Source organism: Bradyrhizobium sp. Leaf396 (assembly GCF_001424605.1).
In the GTDB taxonomy this organism is placed as follows: domain Bacteria; phylum Pseudomonadota; class Alphaproteobacteria; order Rhizobiales; family Xanthobacteraceae; genus Bradyrhizobium; species Bradyrhizobium japonicum_C.
On sequence record NZ_LMQJ01000045.1, the window covers coordinates 236,751 to 263,264 of the forward strand.

Sequence of the window (26,514 nt, forward strand, 5' to 3'; positions counted from 1 at the left end):
GACACGACGCAGCAGACCAGCGAACGCCGGAGGACCCCTGACGCGGCCTGTGAGTGCGCCGAAAGCAGCCGGCTGCCACGGGTCGAGCGCCGGCTCTAGCGGCCTCTCAGCTTCGCCGCAGCAATCCGCCAAGCGCACCGCGGACCAGCGTGCGGCCGATCGAGCCGCCGAGCTGGCCGCCGACCGACTTGCCGATGTTGGCAGCCATCCCGCCGATCACCTGGTTGGTGACCGATCGCGTCACGTCCCGCGCAATGACCTGGCCGGTCGAAAGACGGCCGCGCTTGACGTTGGTGCCGAAGATGGTGCCGACGATCGAGCCGATCTGACCCAGGATACCGCCGCCCCCGCCTGCCGGACCATTCGCCGTGGCCGCCGTGGCGGCGATGCGCTGCTGGAGCATCTCGTAGGCGGACTCGGAATCGACGGCGCTGTCATATCTGCCCTTCACCGGACTTGCAGCCATGATCGCCTGACGCTCGTCCGGCGTGATCGTTCCGATGCGGGCCGACGGCGGCCGGATCATCACCCGCTCGACCATCGACGGCGTGCCGTTGCCCTCGAGGAAGGACACCAGCGCCTCGCCCTTGCCAAGCTCCGTGATCACCTTGGCAGTGTCGAGCTTCGGATTGGGCCGGAAGGTCTGCGCCGCAGCGGCGACGGCCTTCTGGTCGCGCGGGGTGAAGGCGCGCAACGCGTGCTGCACCCGGTTGCCCAATTGTCCGAGCACGCGGTCGGGCACATCGATCGGGTTTTGCGTCACGAAGTAGACTCCGACGCCCTTGGAGCGGATCAGGCGGACCACCTGCTCGATCTTGTCCAAGAGCGCCTTGGGCGCATCGTTGAACAACAGGTGCGCCTCGTCGAAGAAGAACACCAGCTTCGGCTTGGCCAGATCGCCGGCTTCGGGCAGCTCCTCGAAGAGCTCCGACAACATCCAGAGCAGGAATGTCGCGTAAAGCCTGGGGTTCTGGAGCAGCTTGTCTGCGACCAGGATGTTGACCATGCCGCGGCCGTCGCGGTCGGTCCTCATGAAGTCCTTCAGCATCAACGCCGGCTCGCCGAAGAACTTGGTGCCACCCTGGTTCTCCAGCACGAGGAGCTGGCGCTGGATGGTACCGACGGTCGCCTTGGTGACGTTGCCGAACCCCTGAGCGGCCTTGCGGATCGGTTCGAGCGGATCCTCCTCAGCGTCCGCACCCTTCTTTCCGCTGCCCGGCACGATGGCATCGAGCAGCGCACGCAGATCCTTCATGTCGATCAAGGTGAGGCCGTTGTCGTCGGCGACGCGGAAGGCGACGTTGAGAACGCCTTCCTGCACATCATTGAGGTCGAGCATGCGCGCGAGCAGGAGCGGCCCCATTTCCGTGACGGTCGCGCGCACGGGGTGGCCCTGCTCTCCGAACACGTCCCAGAACACGGTCGAGAATTGATCCGGCTGAAACCTCAGTCCCATTTCGGTGGCGCGCTTGAGGATGAAGTCCTTTGCTTCGCCGATCTGACAGATGCCGGAGAGGTCGCCCTTGATATCCGCAGCGAAGACCGGAACACCGGCGCGCGCAAATCCTTCCGCCATCACTTGCAGCGACACGGTCTTGCCGGTTCCGGTTGCACCCGTGACGAGGCCGTGGCGATTGGCGAGCGCCAGCGTCAGCCAAGCCTGCTCGTCTCCCTTGCCGACGAAGATCTTGTCGTCGGTATCGCCGAGCTTGCTGTCCTGTGCGGTCATTATTCTCTCTGATCTCTCTGCCGAGCTCGCCTATTGAAACTCGGATGCTCCAGTTCCGCAGTTTAGCGCATATCGGGCACCAATTTAAACCGTCCAACGCGGCCCAAGGATGCGAGATCGCCGGACACGAGCGGACGACATCAGCCGAAAGTAGGACCAACGCGTTCGCAACGCGGCAATTTTTCGCCGATTCGATCTCGCCTCTTGCACGGCTGCAACACTTTTCGCGCGTTCGAAGATGAATCGCGCGGTGCGTGCGTTCATCGCTTGAATTTCACATTGCACCGGCTCAAGATCATCTTCGAAGTAAAACTCCGGCATGTAAACCGGTGAGGGGCGGGCCTTATGGACGAACTGATCGGACGGCTGGCGACAAACGCCAGCATAGATGGTGCTGTGGCCGAAAAGACCGTCGGCATTATCCTGGGCTTCCTCCGCAGCGAGGGCCCTTCCGACAGCGTGCAGGCCCTGATCGACCAGATCCCCGGAGCGGAAGCTGCGATCGAGGCGTCCAGGAGCGGCGGCGGCCTGTCGCGGCTGATGGGCGGCGGCTTGATGGCGGTCGGCACGCGCCTGATGGGCCTGGGCCTTGGCATGTCCGACATTCAGAAAGTCGCCCGTGAACTTTTCCGCTACGGCCGAGACAAAATCGGAGCGGATCAGATGGGCAAGATCATCGCGGGGACGCCGGGCCTCAGCCAGTTCGCCTGAGCGACGCTTTTCACATCGAGTATCATGACATATCCGATCTCAGAGATTGAGGGCCTGCCGGCCTTTGCCGCCACCAAGCTGAAGGCGCAAGGAATCCGCACCACCGATGCGCTGCTCGAGGCGGCCTCCACCGTGAAGGGCCGCAAGGCGCTTTCCGCCAAGACCGGCATCAGCGAGCAGCAATTGCTGGAATGGGCCAACGTCTCCGACTACATGCGCATCCCCGGCATGGGCAAGGCCAAGGTCGGCCTGGTCCGCGCCGCAGGCGTCACCACCGTGCGCGAACTCGCCTATCGAAATCCAGCGAGGTTGGCGCAGAGCATGCGCGAGGCCAACGAGAAAAAGAAGCTCGTCCGTGTCCTCCCCTCCGAGAAGTCGGTCGGCGACATCATCGCGAAGGCCAAGAAGCTGCCGCCGAAGATCACGTACTAGCGCGGAATGGCTTTACGTTGAATCGATCGCCGCGGGTGGTTCAGCTCTCCCGCCTGCGGGAGAGGTCGGTGCAAAGCGCCGGGAGAGGGAGTGCACCTCCGTCCCTGCGAGCAAGCCTCAGCCCATCATGCGTTAGCGGGGTTGTTCCGATCCCATCTTGTCCAACGGCCGTGCGTTCCTTCTCCGCATCCCGCGGGAACGTCCGGCCACGGCCGAACGGCCTCCACTCCCGTCTTGACTCCCCCTGCCCGACCGCGCAAAGCGGGCCGCATGAATGCCTCGCCCTCTCCTTCCGTCCCGCCGGCCGGCTCGGCAGGGTTAGATGTGCTGCGGACGCTGCTCGAACGACCGCTTCCTGCGGTGATGGGCGTGCTCAACATCACCCCCGACTCCTTCTCCGACGGCGGCAAGTTCATCGCGCCCGAGCAGGCTCTCGCACGGGCCCGGGCCATGATCGATGCCGGCGCCGACATCATCGATGTCGGCGCGGAGTCCACCCGACCGTACAAGGGCGCCCGGCCGGTCACCGCAGAAGACGAACTGGCGCGATTGAAGCCGGTGCTATCCGGCGTGGCGGCACTCGGTGTGCCCGTCTCGATCGACAGCATGAAGGCCGAGGTGGTGGCGTTTGCGCTCGACCAGGGCGCGGCCATCGCCAACGACGTCTGGGGCCTGCAACGCGACGCCGAGATGGCGCCGCTGATCGCCGCAAGGGGCGTCCCCGTCATCGTCATGCACAACCGCGACAGCGTCGATCCCGCCATCGACATCGTCGCGGACATGAAGACATTCTTCGATCGCTCGCTCGCTATCGCCGCACAGGCCGGCATCGCGCGTGACAAGATCGTGCTCGATCCCGGCATCGGCTTCGGCAAGACCGCCGAGCAGAGCATGACCGCGCTGGCGCGCTTGCGCGAACTCGACACTTTCGGCCTGCCCATCCTGGTCGGCGCCTCGCGCAAGCGCTTCATCGCCTCGGTGTCGCCGTCGGAACCGCCGGAGCGGCTCGCCGGTTCGATCGCGGCACATCTGATCGCCGCGCAGCGCGGCGCCAAGATCATCCGGACCCATGACGTCGGCGAAACCCTGCAGGCGCTGCGGGTGGCGCATGCCATCGAGAGCAAGCCATGACCGATACGATCTTCGTCAAAGGCCTGTCGATCCATGCCCGCCATGGCGTGATGGATCATGAGACGGAAGTCGGGCAGCGTTTCGTCATCGATCTCGAACTCCATACCGACCTGTCGGAGCCGTCGCGCAGCGACCGGCTCGCGGACACGGTGTCCTACGCCGACGTCGTGGCGACGACCACTGCGGCGTTCAAGAACACCAATTACAAGCTCCTGGAGCGCGCGGCGGGCGCGGTGGCCGATGCCATCCTGTCAAATTTCCCGCGCATCCGCGCCGTGAAGATCACGGTGCACAAGCCGCATGCGCCGATCGCCGCGATTTTCGACGATGTCGGCGTCATGCTGACACGCGCGCGGCATCCCTGACCATGGCAAGCGTGCTGATCGCGCTGGGCGGTAATGTCGGCGATGTCCGCGCGACGTTCCAGAAGGCGATCGCCCACATCTGCGGCATGGCGCAAGTCGCTCTGATCGCGCGCTCCTCGGACTATGCCACCCCGCCCTGGGGCGACGCCGAGCAGGAGTCCTTCATCAATGCCTGCATCGAGATCGAGACCGGTCTCGATCCACACGCGCTACTGTTCGTGCTTCAGAAAGTCGAGCAGAAGTTCGGCCGCACGCGGGACAAGGAGCGGCGCTGGGGGCCGCGTACGCTCGATCTCGACATGATCGCCTATGACGATGTCAGCTTGCAGAAGCCCGACCTGACGCTGCCGCATCCGCGCCTGTTCGAGCGCGCCTTCGTGCTCGTGCCGCTGGCCGAAATCGCGGCGGACCGCGTCATCTCGGGCATTCGTGTGCGTGACGGCCTCGCCAGCGTCTCGGCGCAAGGCATTGAGCAGCTTCCGGATACCGGTTAACCAAAAACAACCGTTTGCAGGGACGGCCTGCCGTGGCAATTTCGCCCGCGAACAACGAGACGTTTGGGAGCCCCTCGCCGCATGACCTCCGTGACTGACGACCTGCCGCTGGCGGCGGATTTTCCCAAGGCCACCGTTGAGGACTGGCGCAAGCTCGTTGACGGCGTGCTGAAGGGCGCGCCATTCGAGAAGCTGGTCGGCAAGACCTATGACGGCATCAAGATCGATCCGCTCTATCCGCGCGCCAAGGGCGTCGCTCCCGTCGTGGGGCGACCGGCCGCCGCTGCCTGGCAAATCATCCAGCGGATCGACCATCCCGATGCGGCGCTCGCGAATGCGCAAGCGTTGCAGGATCTGGAGAACGGCGCGACCGGGCTCGCGCTGGTGTTCGCCGGCGCCAATGCTGCGCGCGGTTTCGGCCTGGAACCCTCGGCCGAGGCGATCGCAAAGGTTCTGAAGGACGTTCATCTCGATGCCGGCATTGGCCTCGAGCTCGAGATCGGACCGCAATCGCGGATGGCCGCGATCCATGTCGCGGAATATGTGAAGAGCAAGGGGCTCGATCCCGCGGCCTGCAACATCCGCTTCGGCTTCGACCCGTTCGCGGCCGCGGCGGTGTGGGGCCACAGCCCCTACACGTGGGATGAGATCGCCCCCGCCGTCACCGATGCGATCAAGGGCCTTGCCGCGCTCGGCTTTGACGGACCGTTCGCGTCCGCCGACGGGCGCGTGATCCATGATGCCGGGGGCTCCGAGGTGCAGGAACTCGCCTTCGTGCTCGCCTGCGGGGTTGCTTATCTGCGTGCGATCGAAGGCGCCGGCATTCCGCTCGAGCAGGCGCAGGGCATGGTTTATGCGCGGCTCGCCGCCGATGCCGACCAATTCCTCACGATGGCTAAACTCCGCGCGCTTCGGCTGCTGTGGGCGCGCATCGAGCAAGCCTGCGGGCTCACGCCCAAGCCGCTGTTCATTGCCGCCGATACGGCCTGGCGCATGCTGACGCAGCGCGACCCTTACGTGAACATGCTGCGCGCGACCATCGCGACATTCGCCGCCGGGCTCGCCGGCGCCAATGCGATCACCGTGCTGCCGCACACTCTGGCGCTCGGCCTGCCTGATCCGTTCGCGCGGCGCGTGGCGCGCAATACGCAACTTCTGCTGCTGGAAGAAAGCAACCTTGCCAAGGTCAGTGACCCGGCGGCAGGCGCAGGCGGCATCGAGACGCTGACGGCGCAGCTGTGCGACGCCGCCTGGACACTGTTCCAGGAGAGCGAGACGGCCGGCGGCGCCTTCGCGGCGCTTCAGCAGGGCGTGTTCCAGAGCAAGGTGGCGGCCGCGCGAAAGGCCCGGGACGCCAACATCGCAAAACGCCGCGACGTGCTGACCGGCGCCAGCGAGTTTCCAAATCTGCAAGAGAGTGAAGCCACCATCCTGGAAGCGACACCGGTCACGCTCGCCCCCTACGGCGAGCAGAAGTACAAGTTCGATGCGCTGCCGCCGATCCGGCTCGCGGAACCGTTCGAGGCGCTGCGCGACAAATCCGACGCGGCGTTGAAGGCGCGGGGCGCGCGGCCAAAGGTGTTCCTGGCCAATCTCGGCACGCCGGCCGACTTCACGGCGCGCGCGACCTTCGCCAAGAGCCTCTTCGAAGCCGGCGGCATTCAGGCGGTGGACAGCGAGGGTTTTGCCGATCCGGCCAAACTGGCAGCCGCTTTCAAGGCCTCGGGCGCGCAGCTTGCCTGCCTCTGTTCCAGCGACAAGGTCTACGCCGATCAGGCGGAACCTGCCGCCTGCGCCCTGCAAACCGCAGGCAGCAGACATATCTACCTGGCGGGCCGCCCGACAGATGCCGAGGCGGCGCTGCGGGCCGCCGGCGTCACGGGTTATGTCTTCGCCGGAGGCGATGCGCTTGCCACGCTGCAGGACGCCTACCAACGGATGGAGCAGGCATGACCGAAACCAGCAAACCCGTTCTCACCGGCGGCTGCCAATGCGGCGCCGTGCGCTTTGCAGTCATGACGGCGCCGACCAGGATTTCAATCTGTCACTGCCGGATGTGCCAGAAGGCGGCCGGTGCGCCATTCGCCTCCTTTGCCGACATCAACAAGAACGATTTTGCCTGGACCAGAGGACAGCCCTCGTTCTTCCGCTCCTCCACGATCGCCGAACGCGGCTTCTGCCCTGCCTGCGGCACGCCACTGAGCTTCGGCCGCATCGACGGCGACCGCATCGAGATCATGACCGGCGCCTTCGACCGGCCTGACCGCGTGGTGCCGACGCGGCAGTTCGGCACCGAATCCCGCCTCGGCTGGGTGGTCGGCATCGCCAATCTGCCGAGCCAGACCACACAGCAGAATTACGGACCGGAGAAGATGGCGACCATCGTCAGCCATCAGCATCCGGACCATGATTGAGCGCCCTATGATATGGTTGAAGCCATGAGCCGCATTCCCAATTTCGCCGATGTCGCTTTCGAGCGAGCTGCCACGGCCGTCCCCATCGGAAACGCCGAGCCCTGGCTGACGCCGGAGGGCATTCTGGTGAAGCCTGCCTATGGCGAGGCCGATCTCGCCGGACTCGATTTTCTCGAAACGTATCCCGGCATCGCGCCCTATCTGCGCGGCCCCTACCCGACCATGTATGTCAACCAGCCCTGGACGATCAGGCAATATGCCGGCTTCTCCACGGCCGAGGATTCCAACGCGTTCTACCGCCGCAATCTCGCGGCGGGCCAGAAAGGCCTTTCGGTCGCCTTCGATCTCGCCACCCATCGCGGCTATGACAGCGACCATCCGCGTGTCGGCGGTGACGTCGGCATGGCCGGCGTCGCCATCGATTCCATCTACGACATGCGCACGCTGTTCGCTGGGATCCCGCTCGACCAGATGAGCGTGTCCATGACCATGAACGGCGCGGTGCTGCCGATCCTCGCGCTCTACGTCGCCGCCGCCGAGGAACAGGGCGTGCCGCCGGAAAAGCTCTCAGGCACCATTCAGAACGACATTCTGAAAGAGTTCATGGTGCGAAACACCTACATCTATCCGCCTGCGCCCTCGATGCGGATCATCTCGGACATCTTCGCCTACACCTCGCAGAAGATGCCGAAGTACAATTCGATCTCGATCTCCGGCTATCATATGCAGGAGGCCGGCGCGACGCAGGACCTGGAGCTTGCCTACACGCTCGCCGACGGCGTCGAATATTTGCGAGCCGGCCTTGCCGCCGGCTTGGACGTGGATCGCTTCGCGCCGCGGCTGTCGTTCTTCTGGGCGATCGGCATGAACTTCTTCATGGAGGTCGCCAAGCTGCGCGCCGCGCGCCTGCTCTGGGCGAAGCTGCTCAAGCCGTTTAATCCGAAGGACCCGCGCTCGCTCTCGCTGCGCACGCATTCGCAGACCTCGGGCTGGTCGCTGACCGCGCAGGACGTCTTCAACAACGTCATGCGCACGACAGTTGAGGCCATGGCGGCGACGCAGGGCCACACCCAGTCGCTGCACACCAACGCACTCGACGAGGCACTGGCGCTGCCGACCGACTTCTCCGCGCGCATCGCCCGCAACACCCAGCTCTTCCTGCAGCAGGAGAGCGGCACCACCCGCGTCATCGATCCCTGGGGCGGCTCCTATTATGTCGAGCGGCTGACGCGCGACCTCGCCGCCAAGGCCTGGGGCCACATCCAGGAGGTCGAGGAACTCGGCGGCATGGCGAAGGCCATCGAGGCCGGCGTGCCGAAGCTGCGCATCGAGGAGGCCTCGGCAAAGACCCAGGCGCGCATCGACGCCGGCAGGCAGGCGGTGATCGGCGTCAACAAATACAAGCCGACCGACGAGGTCCCGATCGAGATCCTGAAGGTCGACAACACCAATGTCCGCCGGCTTCAGATCGACAAGCTCAAGCGGCTCAAGTCCGAGCGCAACCAGAAGGACGTCGACGCCGCGCTCGCCGCGCTGACGCGCTCGGCCGGCGAAGGCAACGGCAACCTGCTCGCGCTTGCGATCGACGCAGCACGCGCGAAGGCGACCGTCGGCGAAATCTCTGACGCATTGGAGAAAGTGTTCGGCCGCCACCGCGCCGAAATCAAATCCATCACAGGCGTCTACAAGCGGGAGGCGTCCAGCATGGGCAACCAGGTCGAGAAGGTTCAGGCGCTGATCGATGCCTTCGAGGAGGCCGAGGGTCGTCGCCCGCGCATCCTGGTCGCCAAGATCGGCCAGGACGGCCACGACCGCGGACAGAAGGTGATTGCGTCGGCTTTCGCCGATATCGGCTTCGACGTCGACATCGGGCCGCTGTTTGCCACCGCCGATGAAGCCGCGCGGCAGGCGGTCGAGAACGATGTCCACATTCTCGGCGTCTCCTCCCTCGCCGCCGCCCATCTCACCGCCGTGCCGGAATTGAAGGCCGCGCTGAAGAAGCAGGGCCGCGACGACATCATGATCATCGTCGGCGGCGTGGTGCCGCCGCAGGATTACGACGCGCTTTATGCCGCAGGAGCCGAGGCCATCTTCCCACCAGGGACCGTCATCGCTGACGCGGCGGAGGAGTTGATCCGCAAGCTGAATGCCCGGCTCGGCCATAGCGAGGCGGCGGAGTAGCCGTCGCCCTCGAGCGTCCGGCAAGAAGGATTTGCGTCATGTTTCCCGCGCCAACGTTCATGCGCGCCGTCGCTGCAGCCGCCGTTTGCTGCGCGCTCTCCGGCTCCGCCCACGCCGCCGATCCCAAACCCGCCGACGTCGTCAAGACCAGGAGCATCGAGGCGCGGGTTTTCCTCGACGACAGGATCAAGGCGGATGCGGCGCTCGCAGCGAATTGCCTCGCCGAAGGCAGGAAATGGCTCGACAAGAGTGCGGCCGAGGCAGCAGCCTCGCGCAAGGAGGATCCGCAGTTCTTCAAGGACGGTGGCTGGGACTTCGAGCGCAAATATGAAATCCGCTCCGTCGTTGCCGACCGCTACATCAGCGTCCTCCGCAACGACCACATGAACACGCGCGGCGCGCATCCCAATTCCGACGTGAACACCATTCTGTGGGACAAGGCCGACAACAAGCGCATCTCCATCCGCCCGTTCTTTGCCGAGACAGCGGACAACGGAGCCACCATGAAGGCGATGGTGAAGGCCGTAATTGCCTCGCTCAAGGCCGAAAAGGAAAAGCGGGGCACCAGCGAGACCGCGACTGACGAGTGGTTCAAGGAGGTCGCGCCGAGCCTGCTCAAGATCGGCGCGGTGACGCTGGCGCCTTCGACCGAAGCTGGCAAAAGCTCCGGCCTGACCTTCCACTACCCACCCTATGCTGTCGGATCCTACGCCGAAGGCGAATATGTCGCGTTCGTGCCGTGGGAGACGCTGAAGCCTTATCTCACCGCGGAAGGCACCCGCATCTTCGGCGGCAGGCGCCCGAAGGGTGACGCGGACGGGCGATGAACGATGGCTAGCTGGATCGCGGGCGCGTCCGAGCCAGTCTCCGCGCCAGCGAGTCCGTCCAATCGGGAATCCAGGAGGCAAACAACGCCTGCCAGCGATCGGCATCCGCGGGTTCGGTATCGAGGGCGACCGACCATTCGATCAAGGTGCGATCGCCGGCAATGATCGGGCGCAGGCGCATGGTGCCTTGGTAACGCACCGGCGCCGGACTCCGGCCGCCGTCGTTTTCCGGATATGGCAGCGCTTCGAGACCGGCATAGGTCAAGCTATGCTGCCGGTCCGAGTGATCGACAAGGCGCTGGCGAATCCAGCTTCCGAGATAACAGAAGCGCCTGATCGCACCCACTTCGTCGCCGCGCTTGTCGTCCTCGATGACGCTCTCGCTCACGCCGTCGATATAGGCGGGATAATTGTTGAAGTCGCGGATCAGCGACCAGACTTGGTCCAGCGGGTGGTCCAGCACGGCGCTGAAATAGGCTTGGGTCATCGGTGGCTTGCCTTTGGTTTCGGTTACGCACCGAGTTTGGTTTCTTGCGCGGGCAAAACCCACCCGGTTTCCGAAGGCCGGGTTGGATGCCCAACTTTCACATGCAGCACGCGATCTCGTTGGTAGCGCTATCTTGCGGCGGCTCTGCAAAGCCGACTAGAATGACGCCATCGACAAGAGCGCCCGGCATCACGGGCGCCGCTGGGAGGCATTCAAATGTCCAAGATTTCGCGCCGCACCTTTGCGGCTTCCTCGGCCGCCGTCGCGGCATCCGCCGCTTTCGGCTTCAAGCCTGCGCTCGCACAGGCCTATCCGGCCCGGCCGGTCACGGTGATCGTGCCCTGGGGCGCCGGCGGAGGCACCGACGCCACCGCGCGCATTGTCGCAGCGCTGCTCGAAAAGGATCTCGGTCAGCCCTTCAATGTGGTCAACCGCACCGGCGGTTCCGGCGTGGTCGGCCATAGCGCGATCGCGACCGCCCAGCCCGACGGCTACACCATCGGCATGCTCACCGTCGAAATCTCGATGATGCACTGGCAGGGCCTCACGGACTTGACGCCCAAGAGCTACACCCCGCTGGCCCTCATGAACGAGGACCCGCCGGGCATCCAGGTCTCCTCCTCCTCGCCGTACAAGACGGTCAAGGAACTTGCCGACGCCATCAAGGCGGCGCCTCCCGGCAAGTTCAAGGCGTCGGGCACCGGCCAGGGCGGCATCTGGCATCTGGCCCTGGTCGGCTGGATGCAGGCGATGGGTCTGCCCGCCAATCAAGTGGCTTGGGTGCCCTCGAACGGCGCGGCACCCGCGATGCAGGACCTCGCCGCCGGCGGCCTCGACCTCACCACATGTTCGGTGCCCGAGGCGCGCGCCATCATCGAGGCCGGCAAAGCCAGGAGCCTCGCCATCATGGCACCGGCCCGCAACCCGATCTTCAAGGACGTGCCGACACTGAAGGAGGCGATGGGCATCGACTACGCGACGGGCGCCTGGCGCGGCATTGCCGGGCCAAAGAACCTGCCGCCGGAGATTGCAACCAAGCTCACAGCGGCGCTGAAGAAGGTCTACGATTCCGCCGAGTACAAAGACTTCATGAGCAATCGCGGCTTTGGCACCGTATGGGGCGATGCCGCTCATTTCGCCGGCTTCATGGACAAGGGCGATGCCCAGATGGGCGAGGCGATGAAGGCGGCGGGCCTGAGCAAGGCGTGATCTGGCATCGCGACGCTCTGATCGCCCCTCCCCGCCGGCGGGAAGAGCGAGTGCGCTTGCCAGAATTCTGACAGGACTTTTCTCATGCGTCTTCCCGACTCCGTCACGGGATCGTTTCTCGTCGTGCTCGGCGTGGCCGCCGCCTATGGCGGCTACATCTTGCCGCCGGTGCCGGGCCAGCCGGTCGGCCCGAACGTATTTCCACTGGTGATCGGCTGCGGTCTTGCACTGTGTGGGCTCGCGATCGCGTTCGGCATTGGCCATTCCTTCGAAGAGGAGGAAGAGTTGGTCCCGTTCGAGGACGGCCAGGCGGCCGCACCGCCGCCGCAAGGCAAGCTCTACGGCCTGCGCGCGTTGTTGCCGCCAGCGTTGCTGCTGTTCTACGTCTTTGCCGCGGACCGGCTCGGTTTCATCATCACCGCGGCAATCATTGTCTACATCACGTCGACCGCGCTCGGGGCGAAATGGAAGCTGGCGCTGCCGCTCGCGGCGCTCTCGCCCTTCGCCATCCACCTCATCTTCGGCAAGCTGCTGCGCGTGCCGCTGCCGGCCGGCCTGCTGCCGACGCCCTGGTGATTGATGTTGAAGACCCTGATTGATGCGTTCGCGCTGATCTCCACCTGGGAGGTCATCATCTCCATATTCGCGGCCTCGGTGTACGGGCTGGTGATCGGCTCGCTGCCGGGCCTGTCGGCGACGATGGCGACCGCCCTGCTCGTCCCCGTCACCTTCTACCTGTCCCCGATTGCGGCGATCGCAACCATCGTGGCAGCCTCGTCGATGGCGATCTTCTCCGGCGACATTCCCGGCGCGCTGCTCCGCATCCCCGGCACGCCCGCTTCTGCCGCCTATGCAGACGAGGCCTATGCCATGACGCGCAAGGGCCAGGCCGAGCTCGCGCTAGGCGCCGGTGTCTGGTTCTCCGCGGTCGGCGGCATCGCCGGCGTGCTGTCGCTGATGATCCTGGCGCCGCCGCTCGCCGAGATCGCGCTGTCGTTCTCGACCTTCGAATATTTCTGGCTGGCGCTGCTCGGCCTGATGTGCGCCACCCTGGTGGCGCGCTCCTCGCCGGTGAAGGCGATTGCCGGCATGTTCATCGGCTTGCTCGTGGCCTGCATCGGCATCGAGAATCCCGGCGGCATTCCGCGCTTCACCTTCGGCCTGACCGATCTGTTCGGCGGCATCGAGCCGATCCCGGCGCTGGTCGGGGTGTTTGCAGTCGCGCAGGTGATGCGCGCAATGCTGGCGCCCGAGCCGCCACCGCTGCCGCGACGAAAATTCGGAAGCATCCTGGCCGGCCAATGGAGGCTCACGAAGCTGTATCACTGGCAGATGACGCGCGGGAACATCGTCGGCATCATCATCGGCGTGCTGCCGGGCGCCGGCGCCGACATGGCCGCCTGGGTCTCCTACGCGATGTCGAAGCGGTTCTCAAAGGAGCCGGAGAAGTTCGGCACCGGCCATGTCGAGGGCCTGGTCGAGGCCGGCGCCAGCAACAACGCCAGCATCGCCTCGGGCTGGGTGCCTTCGCTGCTGTTCGGCATCCCCGGGGACACCATCGCGGCGATCGCGATCGGCGTGCTCTACATGAAGGGTCTCAATCCGGGCCCGACGCTGTTCACCGAGAAAGCGTCGAGCATGTACGCGATCTATCTGATGTTCATCATCGCCAACATCATGATGATCCCGCTCGGCATCGCCATGATCCGCGTCGCAGCCTACATCCTGCTGGCGCCGCGCGCGGCCATCATGCCGGTCATCATGCTGTGCTGCGCGGTCGGCTCGTTCGCGATCGGCAACAACATGTTCGGCGTCGTCACCGTCGCCGCCTTCGGCGTGATCGGCTACGTCATGGAGACGAACGGCTATCCCGTCGCGGCCATGGTGCTCGGCATCGTCATGGGAACGATGGTCGAGCAGTCTTTCGTGACCTCGCTGATCAAGTCCGATGGCAGCATCCTGCCGTTCTTCGAGCGCCCGGTCGCCGCGATCCTCGCCGCCATGGCGATCGGCGCGCTGCTCTGGCCGGTGATGGTGTGGGTATGGCGCAAGGTGAAGCGGCCACAGGCCGCGGCGGCAACATCCCGGTGATTCCAGGCCAGCAGCCCTCGCCTGCCCCGCCGGGGCGTTGTAAAGCAGGGCATGATCGAGAAGAAGGCTTCGCTGGACATCAAGACCCTTGCCCGCGACTTGCGCGCCGGCAGCCGTGCTGCCCTTGCCCGCGCCATCACGCTTGTTGAGAGCCGGCGCGGCGATCATCAGGCACTCGCACGTGAGCTGGTGCAGATGCTGTTGCCCGACACCGGCAAGGCATTCCGCGTCGGTATCACCGGCTCGCCCGGCGTCGGCAAATCCACCACGATCGATGCACTCGGGATGTATCTGATCGCACAGGGCCACAAGGTCGCGGTGCTCGCGGTCGATCCGTCCTCGGCGCGCAGCGGCGGCTCGATCCTCGGCGACAAAACGCGGATGGCACGGCTGTCGGCGTCCGCGGATGCCTTCATTCGCCCCTCGCCGTCGTCTGGCACGCTCGGCGGTGTCGCCGCCAAGACGCGCGAGGCCATGCTGCTCTGCGAGGCCGCCGGCTTTGACGTCGTGCTGGTCGAAACCGTCGGCATCGGCCAGTCCGAGACGGCGGTCTGCGACATGACGGACTTTTTCCTCGCACTCATGCTGCCGGGTGGCGGCGACGAACTTCAGGGTATCAAGAAGGGCCTCGTCGAACTCGCCGACATGATCGCGATCAACAAGGCCGACGGCGACAACCTCAAGCGCGCCAAGATCACCGCGGCCGACTATCGCAGCGCGCTGCATATTCTCGCCCCGAGGTCCGAGCATTGGCATCCCCCGGTCGAGACCTATTCGGCACTCACCGGCGATGGCATCGCAACGATATGGCAAAAGGTCCTCGATCACCGGAAAGCGATGAACGCGTCCGGTGATTTCGCCGCGCGGCGGCGCGATCAGCAGGTGAAGTGGATGTGGTCAATGCTGGAGCAGCGCATGCTGGCGCGGCTGCGCAGCGAGGCATCGGTGCGAACGAAAGTCCGGAAGATCGAAGCCGAGGTTGCCGACGGCCACCTCACCCCCGCCCTCGCAGCCGAGCGGATTCTGGAGTTGCTGCAATGACCGGCCTGCGCATTCTCCTCACCGGCTTCGGCCCCTTCCCCGGCGCGCCCTATAATCCGACCGAGCCGCTCGTGGCGCGGCTGACCCGGCTGCGCCGGCCGGCGCTCGACGATGTCGCGATCTCGAGCCACATCTTCCCGGTGACTTACGCCGCAGTCGACCGGCAATTGCCTGAGGTGCTCGCGGAGGTGAAGCCGGATGCGCTGCTGATGTTCGGCCTCGCCGCACGGACGCCTTACCTGCGCATCGAGACTCGTGCGCGCAACGCCGTTACCATGCTCTGGCCCGACGCCGCCAACACCCGCTCGAGCAAGCGCGGGATCGCCGGCCACGCCGACGCGATGACGTTCGGGCCGCATACGGCGAGGCTGCTGCGCGCGGCGTGCCTCACCGGCATCGACGCGCGCGCCTCGCGCGATGCCGGCGCCTATCTCTGCAATTACCTGAGCTGGCGCGCAATCGAACGCGTCAGGGCTGGCGGGCCACAGCTTGCGGCGTTCATCCATATTCCCCTGCTTGCGCGCGGCGGCGCGGTACGGCGCAAAGGAGCGCCACGCATCACGCTGGAGGAACTGGTGGACGCAGGGGAAGCCATGCTGATGGAGACGGTTCGGCTGGCAAGGAAGACACGCAGCCCGCTTGCGTAAACATTTAACCCTACCGCGAACAATTCTCACGATCCCCGCCGCCCTGCGCTACCTAGTCGGCGCGGACACCCTCCCGCGTCCGCCGGAGGACGCGTCATGGACCTCAATCGCCGTCATCTCATCGGAGCCTCGACTGTCGGCGTCGCCGGCGCTCTGACCATGCCTGCCGACGCTGCGCGCGCCGCGCCGCTGACGTCGCTGCTCGGCCGCGACGCCACGCAATACGGCGTGCGGCCCGGCAGCAACGAGGACCAGACGCGCGCGTTGCAGCGCGCCATTGACGAGGCCGCGCGGACGCAAATGCCGCTCGCCTTGCCTCCGGGCATCTACCGCAGCGGATCTCTGCGCCTGCCGAACGGCGCACAACTGATCGGCGTGCGCGGCGCGACCAGGCTGGTCTTCACCGGCGGGGCCTCGATGATCCAGAGCGACGGCTCCGATGCGATCGGCCTCACCGGTATCACCTTCGACGGCGGCAACATCCCGCTGGCGACGCGGCGCGGGTTGATCCATGTACTCGGCGGGCGCGACGTTCGCATCGCCGATTGCGAGATCACCGGTTCGGGCGGCAACGGCATCTGGCTCGAGCAGGTCGCGGGCGACATCTCCGGTAACATCTTCACCAGTATCGCGGTGACGGCGGTGGTCTCATTCGACGCCAGGGGCCTCAGCGTTTCCCGCAACACTATTCTCGGCACAAACGACAACGGCATCGAGATCCTGCGCACGGCGATCGGCGATGACGGCACGCTGGTTGCCGATAACCGCATCGAGAACATCAAGGCCGGTCCGGGCGGCTCCGGCCAGTACGGCAATGCCATCAACGCCTTCCGCGCCGGCAACGTGATCGTGCGTGGCAACCGCATCAGGAACTGCGATTACTCGGCTGTGCGCGGCAATTCGGCCTCGAACATTCACATCACAGGCAACAGTGTCAGCGACGTGCGCGAGGTGGCCCTCTACTCCGAGTTCGCGTTCGAAGCCGCGGTGATCGCCAACAACATTGTAGACGGCGCAGCCGTCGGCGTATCCGTCTGCAATTTCAACGAAGGCGGCCGCATCGCGGTGGTCCAGGGCAACATCATCCGCAACCTGATCCCGAAGCGGCCGATCGGCACTGCGCCGGACGACGACGCCGGTGTCGGCATCTACATCGAAGCGGATTCATCTGTGACCGGCAATGTGATCGAGAATGCGCCGTCCTACGGCATCGTCGCCGGCTGGGGAAAGTATCTGCGCGACGTTGCGATCACGGGCAACGTGATCCGCAAGGCGCTGGCGGGTGTCGGCGTCTCCATCGTGCCGGGCGCCGGCACCGCGCTCGTGAACAACAACATGATCTCGGAGACCCCGCGGGGCGCCGTCGTCGGTCTCGATCACGCGCGTGCCGTGACACCGGATCTGTCGGCCGACGGCGCACAGCGATTCGCCCAGGTGGTGCTCGGCGGCAATGCGGTGCGAAGGTAGGCATGGCTGACGGACGGGCCGTTCATCCTTCGAGGCTCACTCCGCGGTGCTCTGCAGCCGCGAAGTTCGAGCCTCAGTGATGACAGGGGAGAGCCCCTCTCCCGCCGCCCTAGAACGCGTTCCTGAGCAGCGGGTACTTCGCTTCCAGGCCGTCGAGGCTGAAGGTGAATTCGACCACGCGCTCGGGGGCCGCGACGATCTCCTCGGCCGGCGGGGCGAATTGCGGCAGCAGCGCTGCCATAGCCGCAGGGGCGGCCTTCGGCAGCTGCGCGGCGGGCGCTGCTGCCGGCGGCCTCACTTCCGGCGCGGTGAACGGCGCCATGGCGGCAGGCGCGAGCGGCGACCGTATGGCAGGTGCGGTGAGCGCAGGCTTCGCAGCGGGAGCCTTGAGCGGTGGCATCTCGGGGGGCGCGGTGAACGAGGCCGCTGCGGCAGGCGCAGATGCGACACGCGGCGCGATCGGAGCTTCGGCCATCTCGGCCAGAATGTCCGGCTTCGGATCGAGCCTGACCGGCACGGCGGTTTCGAGAGCAATGTGGACGGCCTTGGGCTGCATGATCTGCCCCTGTTGCGCCCGAGGAAACACGCGCGGCATCGTCGCGGGCGACCAGCCGAATGCAGGCGTTACGCTCGCAGCCGCCTCGGCGACATCCCCGCCAGTCGCAAGCGCGCGCCAAGTCTGGACGGCACGCTTGGCTTCCTGGATGTTTTCGAGAAACGCGATCTCAGAATGATAACGGCGCCAGCGCCCGGTCTCGAACATCTCGGAGAGATGTTGCAGGCGCTGCTCGGCAAGAGCGCACCAGCGCGCCGCGATGTCGCGGCCTGCGACCGCGTCGCGAATAAACTCTTGGCGATGTGTCATGAACCAGCCCGTCGTGAGAAATTACGGACGCGGGGACGCAACGCACACGAATCAATTTAGACGCGACATGAATATTTTGTGGAAAAGTTTTGACTTGTCCAGCAACGACACGAGCTCCGTCATCAAACACCGTAGTCGTGCGGATTTTTCCTAGGGTGTCGGAGTCAAGCTTCGCACAAGCATACCGGAGTTGCGGCGCGTCGGGCGAACCTCAGCGACCGACGCCCTACCGCTCCTCAGCCGACAGAACGAATGCGAGGCCTGTCAAAATGGGATGCCAAAAGAAAAGACCCGTCCGGGGGGACAACCGGACGGGTCGAGCCATATGGGCGCTTGGGGTGGATGGGCGCTCGCGCCTGATATGACTGATGGGGAGGGATGACCGCTCCCACATAATTTGGTCGTGGCAGCTGGCTGAACGTTCAATGCAGGGTTCGCTTTTTTGAGCTCGGCCGGGCGCGCATCTTTGTCGCAGCCGCTATCGAGTGGCCGGCCTATCCATCTGAGAAATCGCGGATTTATCGTCCGAGCTCGACAGCGAGGGCTGCTCGATCGCACGGCTGCCGGGCGCATCGCGACGCTTGTCGGCGTCTTCACGTTTTGTTGTACCGGACGCGGCCGCGACCGGCGTCGCGCTGTTGGCGGGAACGGCCATGACCGCGGCAAATGCGTCGGTCTGACCGTCGCCGAAAAGCTCGTCGCGCCCGGGTGAGCCGAGGTCACGCGCGGTCTTCGCCAGCGTCATGCGCAGCGCTTCCGGCTTCAAGGCATGGTTGCGCTCGAGCAGCAGCGCGGCGACGCCGGAGACATAGGCGGCTGAGAATGAGGTCCCCGACGTCATCTGGTATTTGCCGTCCGGTGCCGGCAGGAAGATGTCGACGCCAGGGGCTGCGACCGCGATGTAGTTACCGCGATTGGAGGCGGAGAACAGCTTGTCCTGCTGATCCGTCGCGCTGACCGCGATCACATTGGGATTCGCGGCCGGATACAGCGGCGGAGATTTCGCACCGGCATTGCCGGCGGCCGCGACCAGCACGAGACCTCGCGCGGCCGTCGCGGCGATTGCGCGCTCGATCACAGCGTCCTTCGGACCGGCGAAGCTCATATTGACGATCTGCGCACCGTGCTCGGCGGCGTAGTTCAGCGAGCGCAGGATGATGTAGGACGAACTCTCGGTGCCGCCGTTGGCGCCGCCGAAGGCCCGGATGGCGATGATGCGCGCCTCGGGCGCGCTGCCCATCAGACGGGCGTGCGCCGCGATCGCCCCGGCGATGCCGGTGCCGTGGACGTGCGGCCCCTCGGCACTGCCGAGCGCGTCGAAATTGTCGGCGATGGAATTGGCGAGTTCGGGATGCCTGGTGTCGATCCCGGAATCGATCACGGCAATTGTGACATTGGCGCCTTGCGCCAGCGTATGCGCCTGCGGCAGCCGAAGCTTTGTCAGCGCATATTGCGCAGGATCTCCCTCGGTCGTCCGCGACGATTTCTGGTCCTGGAGCGCATATCGGAAGTTCGGCTGGAGCGAGCGCACGCTGGCGTCCGCGGCGAATTCGCGCCGCACCGTCTCGTACGGCCGGCCGTCAGTGATACGGAACAGGCCGAACGTCGCCCCGATCAGCGGGAAATTTTCGGAAGCGACGCGGGTCAGGCCGTGGCGACGCGCCAGCTCGTCGGCCTCGGTCGTCGACAGCGCACCGTCGATCTCGGCGACGAATTCGCCGGCAATGCTGCGAGAGGTGACCACGGCCGGCGTGTTGTTGCCACGCCCCTTGCCGGCGCTCTTCTTGGCTGATTTGCCCGCGCCCTCGCCGCCTGCATTCGACTGGCCAGAGCATTCGCCGTCGGCCGCGCGATGGGGAGCGGTACAGGCCGGATAGAGGTTCGGCGAGTAGCGCGCATGGGGCAGCACCGGCGTCGTCGGCCGTACGCGCGACGTCGTGGCATTGGGAATGGTCGCCATCGTTCGCGGGCCGCGATCGACGCTGACGGCACGCGCAGCCACATTCGGGCTGACCCGCGGGGCAATGCTCGGAGAAATGGTCGGCGTGCGCGAGGGAACGCTGATCGTTGGCGTTCGCATGATCGCCTGCGCCTGCGCCACGTCGAAGCCGAGGCAGGCGGCGACCAGAAGCGCGGCTCCGACCGACGAACCGTAGGCCACGGCGCGTACCTTCGTCTTGGACTGGCCCGTCATCGGCTTGAGCGGCGCGCCTAGGGTGCCGCGACGGCGAGGTTGACGAACTTCTCTCGCTGCATCCTGCCGAGCAGCGAAGCGAGCTCGTCCTGGTTCATCGCCTTGTCGAACTGGAGGCGGAACATGCCGCCCTTCGCGTCGCCGATGATCGAAGCCTGGTAGCTGTCGAGCAGTGCGGTGATGTCGGCGACGCGCGCCTCCGGCGTGAAGCGTACCAGCGCGCGCGCCGGCGCGGCCGCGCTGCCGAGCTCGCGCGTGACCGGCGCGCTGGTCGAGAGCGAGGCCGTCTGGAAGGTCGCCGGCTGGTTCTTCATCAGCACCGCGCCGATGATCCCGGCCTGCAGCACGAGCGCGACTGCGCCGAGGCTCGCCGACCAGGCCAGCGTGCGCGGCGACAGGCTCGCGAAGAAGACGGCGATGCGCGCCGAGAGCGGCAGCGAGCCGGCCGCCCGTGCCGGCTCGGCATCGATCGCGGCGAACAGCTTCTGCATTGCGCGCGCCGACGGCGCACCCAGGCTCTCGTTCAGATGGATGGTTTCTTCATACTCGCCGCGGATCGCGGCATATTGTTTGGCAAGTTCGGGATCGCGCGCCAGCGCTTCCTCGACACGGCGGGAATCGCGCGGATTCAGCGTGCCAGCCGCGTGCCACGGCAGCATCAGTTCAATCTCACTGGGCTCTTGCTCCAGCATCTTCTTGCTCAATGCCATCATGGCCAGCCTCGCTCAACGCCGGCTGCCTTCAGCAGTTCGGCCAGTTTCTTGCGCGCATAGAACAAGCGCGTCTTCACAGTGTTCTCCGGTATTCCGACGATTTCGGCCACCTCTTCCACGGACTTCTCGTGGTAGTAGACGAGATCGACGATTTCCCGGTGCTCCGGCGAGAGGCCCGTCAGACACTCCCGCAACGCCTCACTGGTATCCTTCTTCTGCACCACCGTTTCCGGATCGTCGGACGTATCCTCGATCGCGTTGGCGGCTTCTTCGTCCAACTCGAAATCCTTCCTGCGCCGGAGCGCAGACAGGGCCTTGAATCGGGTGATTGCCAGCAGCCAGGTTGAAACGGCGGATCGGCCCTCGAACTTGCCGGCCTGACGCCAGACGTCGAGAAACACCTCGCTGATGAGGTCTTCCGCCGCCTGCTCGTCACGCACGAGCCTCAGTCCGAACCTGTAAACCCTGACATGGTGCCGCCCGTACAGCACCTGCATGGCGAGCCGGTCACCTTGAGCGATCCTGGCGATGAGGATCTCGTCCGAAGCCGCCTGTGTCACACTCAATGGCCGTCTCGCAAAGTTGGTCGGGTCGATGCGGCGGACGGTTCGACCGGGGGTGCAAAATTGTTCAGACTACCGCAGTCATACGGAGAACAGTGTGAGCTAGGCCACATACGCGCTCTTCTTGTGCCACCCGCGTCGATCAACGCCGCCGGTCAGAATAGGTAATATGATACCGAGTTATTTCCCTGCAGAATGCCTGGGCACAGGCCACCCGGCTCGTCCGGTTCCATAGCACTCTGCACCACGTTTGTCGCACCAACCCGTGATTTGGCTCGACCGCATCGCACACTTTGATCGCCCGTGGATTCTCGCGCTGGCTGATCAGCTTGTTCGGTGCTGCGTTTCGGATTCGGTTTCAAAGGATACCAAACCTAAAGGCTTGGCACGTAGATTCTTGCGCTGACATCCACCACTGGCGGGACCATGAGCACGGCCGCGACGTCCTTTCCCGAGAGGAATGCCGCAGAGGTCGCGGATCTCGTCCTCGCGCCCGAGTCCGCGGCCCCTGAAGTCAGGGCCCGCCGGGCCCGGCAGCGCCGCCAGATGTATATCGGGCAGGTCGCGAGCTATTCGCTGGGCGCCTCGGTCCTGCTGCTCTACGCCTATGACGGCACGATCTCCATGGGCGTCCCGTCGCTGTTCTGGCTCGGCGGTCTGCTGATCATTGGAACGTTCACGGTGTTATCGGAAGCCGGTTTCGGTGACCGTTTCGAGGATCATTACCTCACCGTCTACCAGATCTCGGCGCATATGGCGCTGCAACTGGTGTTCCTGCTCGCGGTGCCGACCGTGGGGGTCGCCTTCCTCGCGGTGTTGTTCCTGATTTTCGCGTTTGGCACGCTGCGCATGACGTCGAGCCAGGCGGTGCTCACCTGGGGGCTTGCCACCTGCGGGCTTGCCTTGGTTTTCTTGGGATCTGACCTGCCGATCGGACTGCCAGTCACGACCCGGCTGCAGAGAGCCGCCTCGATGCTCTGCTTCGCGCTGGTGATCGGCCAGTGCGCTTTCCTCGGCCTGTTCGGCGCCACCCTGCGCAAGATACTGTACCGGCGCAGCATTGAACTGAAGGCCGCCTATCAGCGCATCGAGGAATTGGCCGAACTCGATGAGCTTACCGGCTGCTATAACCGGCGCTGCATCATGCGGCTTCTCGAACTCGAGATCGAGAAGTCGCGGCAGGCATCCACGCCCTTCGCGATCGCGCTGATCGATCTCGACTGGTTCAAGCGCATCAACGACGCCCTTGGCCATCCGGTCGGCGACGAGGTGCTGCGCACTTTCGCGATCACCATTTTTGCCAACATCCGCCCGACTGACAGCTTCGGCCGCTACGGCGGAGAGGAATTTCTGCTGCTGCTGCCGGGTACCGACGGTGAGGTCGCCTCGCGCATGCTCGAGCGGTTGCGCGGCATCGTCGCCGACCTCGACTGGAGCGCATTTTCCCCGGGTATGCACGTCACGATTTCCGCCGGCGTCGCGACGCTGCGCGACGTTGATACTGCCGACACGTTTCTCGCGCGCGCCGACCGCGCGCTCTATTCCGCCAAGGCGCAAGGCCGCAACCACATTGCAACGAGCTGACCAATCCATTTTCTCCCGGTGCGACAGAATGCGCCGCGGAGCCGAACGCTCCAGGACAGGGCAATGAAATCCAAGATCGCGAAACAATCCGAAAACCTGCTCGAGGAATTGCAGACTGCGCTCGCGCACGGCACTGTCGCGCGCCGGGTCGAGACGCTGCGCCGCGTCACCGATCTCTTCGTGGGTAACGCGGTGGACTATTCCGACGACCACATCCGCGTCTTCGACGATGTGTTCCAATGCTTGATCGAGCAGATCGAGACCTCGGCGAGGGCGCGGCTCGCCGACCGGCTCGCACCGATCGCGGCGGCCCCGCCGAATATCATCCGCACACTCGCCCTCGACGAGGTCATCGAGGTCTCCGGACCGGTGCTGACGAAGTCGGAGCGCCTGGATGAAGCAACGCTGATCGAGATCGCGCGGAGCAGGGGCCAGCCGCATCTCAAGGCGATCTCGCTGCGGCGGGTGCTGTCGGAAGCGCTGACCGACGTGCTGGTGACACGCGGCAACCAGGACGTGGTGCAGTCGACCGTCGGAAATCCGGGCGCCCGGCTCTCCGAAGGAAGTCTCACCGACCTCGTCACGCGGGCCGAACGCGATGACGACCTCGCCGCCTGCATCGGCCTCCGGCCGGACCTGCCGCGCCACCACTATCTGAGGCTGGTCGCCAAAGCATCATCGAGCGTGCGCAGGAAGCTTGCGTCCGCGCATCCCGAGCTCACCAACGAAGTATCGCGCGTGGTCCAGGAAGCGGCGCAGAGGGTCCGAATCGCCGCCATGACGAAGCAGACCGAGATGGCGCGCGCGCTGGTGAAATCGCTGCACGAGGACGGTCGCCTCGACGAACTTGAGGTCACCGCCTTCGCCGAGCAGGGCAAGTTCGACGAGGCCAATGCAGGATTGGCGGCACTCGCCGGCGTCGCGGTCGAGACCGCCGAGACTATGATGATCGAGAGCCGCACCGAAGGCGTGATGATCCTCGCCAAGGTCGCGGGCATGTCCTGGCCGTGCGTGCGCGCCATCATCGCCATGCGCGAGAAGCTCTCCGGCGGCGCGCAGGCGGACATGCTGACACTGCGCGACACCTACGAGGCACTGCGCTCGTCGACCGCGCAACAAGTGCTGCGATTCCATCGCATGCAGCTGGGCACGACGCCGGCGGCGTGAAGCCGGCGGCGCTAGTAGCGAAGAACTTTGGATCCCGCCAGCGCCCCGATCGCCGTTACGATCGCGGTCGCCAACGTGTACCAGGTCGCGACGAACAGCGGCGAGTCGTCGGTGCAGTGCGAGGCATAAAGGGTCGCAGCCAAGCCGGCCGACACCAGGCCGGCGAGCGCACCGGCCAGCGCAGGACGCGAGGGCGCGCCGTGGCGCAGGCCGAACAGCGCGCCTGCCAGCAGCGGCAGCGACATGGCGGGGATCGCGACCAGGCACACCCTGGAGTTCTTGCCCATCAGGCGCATCGTCATCGGCATGGCCGGCGCCATCATCGCCTCGCCGCCGATCGCTACGGCAAGGAGCCCGACGGGAAGCAGCAGCAGCCAGCCCCAGCCGCGCAGCAGGGCTTCGGGACGCGACAAATGCAGGCTGATGATGATTGCGGGGATTGCGAGCGACAGGGTCACCGCGAACTTCATGTCGAAGAACGGATTGCGCATGGCGCTCATCAGGTCGGCGCGCACGCCGAAGAACGTTGCGAAGATCAGGATCGACAGCGGCGCGGCCACCAGCAGCGCCATCGTCAGCACGGCGCCGACGCGCGGCGCGCGATGGGCGTTGTCGGCCGCGAGCGAGCGGATGAGTTGATCGGTGTCCATGACTAGGCGTCCCGCAGTTTGGCCGTCAGCGCCGCAAGTCCGCGATGCAGCGCGACCCGCACCGCACCCTCACTCATCGAGAGCTTTGCCGCCGTGTCCTTGATCGAGGCGGCCTCGACTGCGATCGATTGCAGCACGTCGCGCTGTCGTTGCGGCAGGGTGCCCAATTGGGCGGCGACCTCGCCGGCCGAAGCGGTCTCCTGCGGCGCCTCGCCCGGCAGCGTCTCGGCGAAGTCGTCGATGTTCACGAACACGCGCCTGCCGCGCCGGCGAAGCGCGTCGATCAGCTTGTTGCGGCCGATCGCAAACAGCCAGGGCGCGAAGGGGGCTTCGCTGTCCCAGGTGTGCCGCTTCAGATGCACCGCCAACAAAATCTCCTGCACGATATCCTCGGCCTGGTCTGGAGGCTGACCCGCCCGCGCCAAGCCGCGCCTCGCGGCAGCGCGCAGCACAGGCGTGACTGCCTTCAACAAGCGCTGATACGCCGCGTCATCGCCAGCCATGGCCGACCGCATCAGGCCGGTCCATTCGTCTTCACGTCCGCGCACCCGCGCCCCTCATCATGCAATTCGGCTGCTCATTCAATTTGTTACGCAGGCGGCCGGAATTATCACGAATTCGTGATGAAGTCCCGAACCTCGCGGCCGATGTAGTCGTAACATTGCTAAGGCTCATAACACCGATCGGCCCATGCCGCATCGGCCAGCCAGCCGCAAGGGGCGGTCTGCCCCGTTTTTGGCGGGTCTAACCCGAAGATTCCCATTTTCTGCCCCGCTGTCGTCACGCCCAAGGGTCTCTGTTCACTCCTGGGACGGGCGGAATTGGGGAGATCGTCGACATGATGAAAGCCAGCGCGCGCGCGGCCCTGATCGTTGTGGCCGGGCTTTTCTTGCTGTTCGGGGGCGTTGCACAGGCGGCGCCGAGTTCGGCGGCCGGCAACAAACCGGATAGCGCGGAGAAGCAGGCCGACACGGCCAAGCACCGGCGCCACGATTCGCGCCGCACCGGCAGCAACAAGGCGGTGAAGAACTCCGTCAGCAAGGCCGGCAAGAAGGACACTGCCGCAAGGACCGACGAGGCCAAGGCTGACGGCAAGACCGAGGGTGTCAAGACCGACGGTGAGGGGCCGGCATCGAACCAAATGCCGCCGGAGGTCGCCAATGCCAATGCGCAGCTCGCTGACGACACGCCGACCGCAGCTGCCGCCTCGGCGATGACGAACCGGGCCAACGACAATGTCCAGGCGGCAGCGGATAATACCAATGCCGCGGCCCCGGAAAGCCAGGTCGTCGCACCCGATCAGCTCAACGACATCGATCGCGCCGTGCAGCAGGAAAACCCGCCGGCGCAGAAGGCGGTGCTTGCCGCAACCGAGGCGCAGCCTCGGCCCGCCCCGGTGATGGCAAGCAGCCAGCAGAGCTCGGCCTGGGACCAGAGCTCCCTGATCGGCAAGATCTTCATCGGCGTCGGCACGCTGCTGACGCTGGCCTCTGCCGCGCGGATGTTCATAGCCTGATTGCCAGTTCCGCCAGGACGCAAACAGGACGCGCAC

The 26,514-nt window shown here is 65.5% G+C and carries 26 protein-coding genes; 18 read left to right on the forward strand and 8 right to left on the reverse strand.

What is annotated here, in order from left to right:
• Positions 1–106: 106 nt before the first annotated feature.
• Positions 107–1,729: a helicase HerA-like domain-containing protein gene (locus tag ASG57_RS28545; protein WP_024339795.1), complete on the reverse strand. Its 1,623-nt coding sequence runs from the start codon at positions 1,727–1,729 to the stop codon at positions 107–109.
• A gap of 345 nt (positions 1,730–2,074) precedes the next feature.
• Here ASG57_RS28545 and ASG57_RS28550 point away from each other — a divergent pair, with 345 nt between their 5' ends.
• The 9 genes from ASG57_RS28550 to ASG57_RS28590 all read left to right on the forward strand — a co-directional run bounded on the left by ASG57_RS28550 (position 2,075) and on the right by ASG57_RS28590 (position 10,284).
• Entirely contained in the window at positions 2,075–2,440 is a 366-nt protein-coding gene (locus ASG57_RS28550; protein WP_024339794.1) for a hypothetical protein, read from the forward strand.
• Between the two features lie 24 nt (positions 2,441–2,464).
• Complete coding sequence (locus ASG57_RS28555; protein WP_024339793.1) at positions 2,465–2,872, forward strand: DUF4332 domain-containing protein; 408 nt, start codon at positions 2,465–2,467, stop codon at positions 2,870–2,872.
• Positions 2,873–3,142: 270 nt separating this feature from the next.
• Positions 3,143–4,003, forward strand: coding sequence for a dihydropteroate synthase (gene folP / locus ASG57_RS28560; RefSeq protein ID WP_024339792.1), 861 nt, complete (start codon positions 3,143–3,145; stop codon positions 4,001–4,003).
• Positions 4,000–4,368, forward strand: a complete 369-nt coding sequence (gene folB / locus ASG57_RS28565; RefSeq protein ID WP_024339791.1) for a dihydroneopterin aldolase — start codon at positions 4,000–4,002, stop codon at positions 4,366–4,368. The genes folP and folB overlap by 4 nt, the downstream gene beginning before the upstream one ends.
• Before the next feature lie 2 nt (positions 4,369–4,370).
• Positions 4,371–4,862 (forward strand): 2-amino-4-hydroxy-6-hydroxymethyldihydropteridine diphosphokinase, encoded by a 492-nt coding sequence (folK, locus tag ASG57_RS28570; protein WP_024339790.1) that lies wholly within the window; start codon positions 4,371–4,373, stop codon positions 4,860–4,862.
• A gap of 81 nt (positions 4,863–4,943) precedes the next feature.
• Positions 4,944–6,815, forward strand: a complete 1,872-nt coding sequence (locus ASG57_RS28575) for a methylmalonyl-CoA mutase family protein (protein WP_024339789.1) — start codon at positions 4,944–4,946, stop codon at positions 6,813–6,815.
• The gene (locus ASG57_RS28580) at positions 6,812–7,276 is read left to right on the forward strand and encodes a GFA family protein (RefSeq protein ID WP_024339788.1); all 465 of its coding nucleotides are present in this window, start codon (positions 6,812–6,814) and stop codon (positions 7,274–7,276) included. Before ASG57_RS28575 ends, ASG57_RS28580 begins: the two co-directional genes overlap by 4 nt.
• A 24-nt stretch (positions 7,277–7,300) precedes the next feature.
• Complete coding sequence (gene scpA, locus ASG57_RS28585) at positions 7,301–9,457, forward strand: methylmalonyl-CoA mutase (protein WP_024339787.1); 2,157 nt, start codon at positions 7,301–7,303, stop codon at positions 9,455–9,457.
• A gap of 59 nt (positions 9,458–9,516) precedes the next feature.
• The gene (locus ASG57_RS28590; RefSeq protein ID WP_057198540.1) at positions 9,517–10,284 is read left to right on the forward strand and encodes an RsiV family protein; all 768 of its coding nucleotides are present in this window, start codon (positions 9,517–9,519) and stop codon (positions 10,282–10,284) included.
• A 7-nt stretch (positions 10,285–10,291) separates the two neighbouring features.
• On the opposite strand, the gene ASG57_RS28595 is transcribed toward ASG57_RS28590, so the two are convergent.
• Positions 10,292–10,771: an SRPBCC family protein gene (locus ASG57_RS28595; RefSeq protein ID WP_024339785.1), complete on the reverse strand. Its 480-nt coding sequence runs from the start codon at positions 10,769–10,771 to the stop codon at positions 10,292–10,294.
• Between the two features lie 216 nt (positions 10,772–10,987).
• Here ASG57_RS28595 and ASG57_RS28600 point away from each other — a divergent pair, with 216 nt between their 5' ends.
• From ASG57_RS28600 to ASG57_RS28625, 6 genes are all read left to right on the forward strand, one after another.
• On the forward strand, positions 10,988–11,980 hold the full coding sequence (locus tag ASG57_RS28600) for a tripartite tricarboxylate transporter substrate binding protein (RefSeq protein WP_024339784.1): 993 nt from the start codon (positions 10,988–10,990) through the stop codon (positions 11,978–11,980).
• Positions 11,981–12,064: 84 nt separating this feature from the next.
• A complete protein-coding gene (locus tag ASG57_RS28605) occupies positions 12,065–12,556 on the forward strand; it encodes a tripartite tricarboxylate transporter TctB family protein (protein ID WP_024339783.1) in 492 nt (163 codons plus the stop codon).
• 3 nt (positions 12,557–12,559) lie between these two features.
• Entirely contained in the window at positions 12,560–14,071 is a 1,512-nt protein-coding gene (locus ASG57_RS28610) for a tripartite tricarboxylate transporter permease (RefSeq protein ID WP_024339782.1), read from the forward strand.
• A 51-nt stretch (positions 14,072–14,122) separates the two neighbouring features.
• A complete protein-coding gene (gene meaB, locus ASG57_RS28615; RefSeq protein ID WP_024339781.1) occupies positions 14,123–15,112 on the forward strand; it encodes a methylmalonyl Co-A mutase-associated GTPase MeaB in 990 nt (329 codons plus the stop codon).
• The gene (locus tag ASG57_RS28620; protein WP_024339780.1) at positions 15,109–15,759 is read left to right on the forward strand and encodes a pyroglutamyl-peptidase I; all 651 of its coding nucleotides are present in this window, start codon (positions 15,109–15,111) and stop codon (positions 15,757–15,759) included. The genes meaB and ASG57_RS28620 overlap by 4 nt, the downstream gene beginning before the upstream one ends.
• 96 nt (positions 15,760–15,855) lie before the next feature.
• On the forward strand, positions 15,856–17,226 hold the full coding sequence (locus ASG57_RS28625) for a TIGR03808 family TAT-translocated repetitive protein (RefSeq protein ID WP_024339779.1): 1,371 nt from the start codon (positions 15,856–15,858) through the stop codon (positions 17,224–17,226).
• 109 nt (positions 17,227–17,335) lie between these two features.
• Here ASG57_RS28625 and ASG57_RS28630 read toward each other — a convergent pair whose 3' ends face one another.
• From ASG57_RS28630 to ASG57_RS28645, 4 genes are all read right to left on the reverse strand, one after another.
• Positions 17,336–18,091 carry a TIGR03809 family protein gene (locus tag ASG57_RS28630; protein ID WP_051160674.1) on the reverse strand — a complete coding sequence of 252 codons (756 nt, stop codon included), beginning with the start codon at positions 18,089–18,091 and terminating at the stop codon, positions 17,336–17,338.
• A gap of 478 nt (positions 18,092–18,569) precedes the next feature.
• The gene (locus ASG57_RS28635; RefSeq protein ID WP_057198519.1) at positions 18,570–20,285 is read right to left on the reverse strand and encodes a S8 family serine peptidase; all 1,716 of its coding nucleotides are present in this window, start codon (positions 20,283–20,285) and stop codon (positions 18,570–18,572) included.
• 17 nt (positions 20,286–20,302) lie between these two features.
• A complete protein-coding gene (locus tag ASG57_RS28640) occupies positions 20,303–20,998 on the reverse strand; it encodes a hypothetical protein (RefSeq protein ID WP_024339776.1) in 696 nt (231 codons plus the stop codon).
• A complete protein-coding gene (locus ASG57_RS28645) occupies positions 20,995–21,564 on the reverse strand; it encodes a sigma-70 family RNA polymerase sigma factor (RefSeq protein ID WP_024339775.1) in 570 nt (189 codons plus the stop codon). The genes ASG57_RS28640 and ASG57_RS28645 overlap by 4 nt, the downstream gene beginning before the upstream one ends.
• Positions 21,565–21,987: 423 nt before the next feature.
• Here ASG57_RS28645 and ASG57_RS28650 point away from each other — a divergent pair, with 423 nt between their 5' ends.
• Positions 21,988–23,145, forward strand: coding sequence for a GGDEF domain-containing protein (locus ASG57_RS28650; RefSeq protein WP_024339774.1), 1,158 nt, complete (start codon positions 21,988–21,990; stop codon positions 23,143–23,145).
• A 63-nt stretch (positions 23,146–23,208) separates the two neighbouring features.
• Positions 23,209–24,312 carry a DUF2336 domain-containing protein gene (locus tag ASG57_RS28655; protein WP_024339773.1) on the forward strand — a complete coding sequence of 368 codons (1,104 nt, stop codon included), beginning with the start codon at positions 23,209–23,211 and terminating at the stop codon, positions 24,310–24,312.
• A gap of 11 nt (positions 24,313–24,323) precedes the next feature.
• Here ASG57_RS28655 and ASG57_RS28660 read toward each other — a convergent pair whose 3' ends face one another.
• Together ASG57_RS28660 and ASG57_RS28665 are read right to left on the reverse strand one after the other, a co-directional pair.
• A complete protein-coding gene (locus tag ASG57_RS28660) occupies positions 24,324–24,962 on the reverse strand; it encodes an NrsF family protein (protein WP_057198521.1) in 639 nt (212 codons plus the stop codon).
• Between the two features lie 2 nt (positions 24,963–24,964).
• A complete protein-coding gene (locus tag ASG57_RS28665) occupies positions 24,965–25,510 on the reverse strand; it encodes a sigma-70 family RNA polymerase sigma factor (RefSeq protein ID WP_024339771.1) in 546 nt (181 codons plus the stop codon).
• Positions 25,511–25,800: 290 nt separating this feature from the next.
• Here ASG57_RS28665 and ASG57_RS28670 point away from each other — a divergent pair, with 290 nt between their 5' ends.
• On the forward strand, positions 25,801–26,478 hold the full coding sequence (locus ASG57_RS28670) for a hypothetical protein (protein WP_024339770.1): 678 nt from the start codon (positions 25,801–25,803) through the stop codon (positions 26,476–26,478).
• Positions 26,479–26,514 lie beyond the last annotated feature (36 nt).

Bases quoted from the DNA above. Each gene is read 5' to 3' on its own strand.
- ASG57_RS28545 (WP_024339795.1), bottom strand. From the start codon at position 1,729: ATGACCGCACAGGACAGCAAGCTCGGCGATACCGACGACAAGATCTTC.
- ASG57_RS28550 (WP_024339794.1), top strand. From the start codon at position 2,075: ATGGACGAACTGATCGGACGGCTGGCGACAAACGCCAGCATAGATGGT.
- ASG57_RS28555 (WP_024339793.1), top strand. From the start codon at position 2,465: ATGACATATCCGATCTCAGAGATTGAGGGCCTGCCGGCCTTTGCCGCC.
- folP (WP_024339792.1), top strand. From the start codon at position 3,143: ATGAATGCCTCGCCCTCTCCTTCCGTCCCGCCGGCCGGCTCGGCAGGG.
- folB (WP_024339791.1), top strand. From the start codon at position 4,000: ATGACCGATACGATCTTCGTCAAAGGCCTGTCGATCCATGCCCGCCAT.
- folK (WP_024339790.1), top strand. From the start codon at position 4,371: ATGGCAAGCGTGCTGATCGCGCTGGGCGGTAATGTCGGCGATGTCCGC.
- ASG57_RS28575 (WP_024339789.1), top strand. From the start codon at position 4,944: ATGACCTCCGTGACTGACGACCTGCCGCTGGCGGCGGATTTTCCCAAG.
- ASG57_RS28580 (WP_024339788.1), top strand. From the start codon at position 6,812: ATGACCGAAACCAGCAAACCCGTTCTCACCGGCGGCTGCCAATGCGGC.
- scpA (WP_024339787.1), top strand. From the start codon at position 7,301: ATGAGCCGCATTCCCAATTTCGCCGATGTCGCTTTCGAGCGAGCTGCC.
- ASG57_RS28590 (WP_057198540.1), top strand. From the start codon at position 9,517: ATGCGCGCCGTCGCTGCAGCCGCCGTTTGCTGCGCGCTCTCCGGCTCC.
- ASG57_RS28595 (WP_024339785.1), bottom strand. From the start codon at position 10,771: ATGACCCAAGCCTATTTCAGCGCCGTGCTGGACCACCCGCTGGACCAA.
- ASG57_RS28600 (WP_024339784.1), top strand. From the start codon at position 10,988: ATGTCCAAGATTTCGCGCCGCACCTTTGCGGCTTCCTCGGCCGCCGTC.
- ASG57_RS28605 (WP_024339783.1), top strand. From the start codon at position 12,065: ATGCGTCTTCCCGACTCCGTCACGGGATCGTTTCTCGTCGTGCTCGGC.
- ASG57_RS28610 (WP_024339782.1), top strand. From the start codon at position 12,560: ATGTTGAAGACCCTGATTGATGCGTTCGCGCTGATCTCCACCTGGGAG.
- meaB (WP_024339781.1), top strand. From the start codon at position 14,123: ATGATCGAGAAGAAGGCTTCGCTGGACATCAAGACCCTTGCCCGCGAC.
- ASG57_RS28620 (WP_024339780.1), top strand. From the start codon at position 15,109: ATGACCGGCCTGCGCATTCTCCTCACCGGCTTCGGCCCCTTCCCCGGC.
- ASG57_RS28625 (WP_024339779.1), top strand. From the start codon at position 15,856: ATGGACCTCAATCGCCGTCATCTCATCGGAGCCTCGACTGTCGGCGTC.
- ASG57_RS28630 (WP_051160674.1), bottom strand. From the start codon at position 18,091: ATGACACATCGCCAAGAGTTTATTCGCGACGCGGTCGCAGGCCGCGAC.
- ASG57_RS28635 (WP_057198519.1), bottom strand. From the start codon at position 20,285: ATGACGGGCCAGTCCAAGACGAAGGTACGCGCCGTGGCCTACGGTTCG.
- ASG57_RS28640 (WP_024339776.1), bottom strand. From the start codon at position 20,998: ATGATGGCATTGAGCAAGAAGATGCTGGAGCAAGAGCCCAGTGAGATT.
- ASG57_RS28650 (WP_024339774.1), top strand. From the start codon at position 21,988: ATGAGCACGGCCGCGACGTCCTTTCCCGAGAGGAATGCCGCAGAGGTC.
- ASG57_RS28655 (WP_024339773.1), top strand. From the start codon at position 23,209: ATGAAATCCAAGATCGCGAAACAATCCGAAAACCTGCTCGAGGAATTG.
- ASG57_RS28660 (WP_057198521.1), bottom strand. From the start codon at position 24,962: ATGGACACCGATCAACTCATCCGCTCGCTCGCGGCCGACAACGCCCAT.
- ASG57_RS28670 (WP_024339770.1), top strand. From the start codon at position 25,801: ATGATGAAAGCCAGCGCGCGCGCGGCCCTGATCGTTGTGGCCGGGCTT.